The organism is Vibrio sp. 03_296, assembly GCF_002265885.1.
In genome coordinates, this window is the sequence record NZ_NPKW01000359.1 from 1 (window position 1) to 891 (window position 891).

At 46.6% G+C, this 891-nt stretch carries 1 protein-coding gene and 1 pseudogene; one reads left to right on the forward strand and one right to left on the reverse strand.

Going from position 1 to position 891, the window contains the following annotated elements:
• Positions 1-193, reverse strand: a 193-nt coding sequence (locus CIK04_RS24635) for a hypothetical protein (RefSeq protein ID WP_142995011.1), incomplete at its 3' end; no start/stop codon positions are given.
• Between the two features lie 194 nt (positions 194-387).
• Between CIK04_RS24635 and CIK04_RS24640 the strand changes: the two are divergent.
• Positions 388-822 (forward strand): annotated as a pseudogene (locus tag CIK04_RS24640) (SRPBCC domain-containing protein); the annotation flags it as partial.
• Between the last annotated feature and the right edge of the window lie 69 nt (positions 823-891).

An 891-nucleotide genomic window follows, 5' to 3' on the forward strand; every position in this document is an offset into this window, starting at 1 on the left:
TTGGACCAACAGAGGTTTGAAACGCCGATTCCAGTTTGTGAGCGTGCTCGTTACTCAACCCTTCGGCACTTTTGCTCAACAAGGTTTGCGAGTGGTTGTAGCTGATGGTGATCAGAACAATACCAACAACCGTTGTCAGCACTAAAAACAGACTCGTGATATGAATACTCAGCGGGTAACGTTGTTTCTTCATGAGCGCTCCAGGTTCGCGTCTTCGGTTTCAAATCCTTGTCACCAAACAACTACTCGGTGTTGTGGGCGAAATCGAGAGATCGCGCCTACTTTGGATAAGTATTGTCGAAATTATGCCGCTTGCCAAAAAATAACTGGTTGATTTTTAGCCTGTATAGGCTAGCGTGTTAACTAAACAAGCAGGGAGGCTAGAGTATGCTGACATTGAATTATCATGTTGAAATCGACGCGACACCGGAGAAAGTGTGGCAAGTGCTGACGGATGCTGGAACTGTATAAACGTGGGCAAAAGCTGTTTTCTCCTCACTCGCAATTTGACGGCGTCTGGCAAGAAGGGGAAGACATCAAGTTCTTTGACCCAGACATGGGAGCACGCGTGCGGTGATTGACGCGATTGAACCGCAGCAGCGGATCGAACTTCATCATGTTGCCATCTTTAACCCAGAACATGTTCAAGACATAGACAGCGATGTTGCCATGAAATGGATTGGCTCAACGGAAAGCTACCAACTTCGCCCTAAAGATGGAAAACTGCTGTTGATGGTGACGATCACCACGCACAGCGATTTTGTTTCCATGTTCAATCATGGTTGGGAAAGGCGCTGCCCTGATAAAGCGCTGAGTGAAGAGATAAACTTATTTCACATCAGATCGTTGCACTACGAAGTGTCGTACAATGTCGATGTCAATCCGATTAAG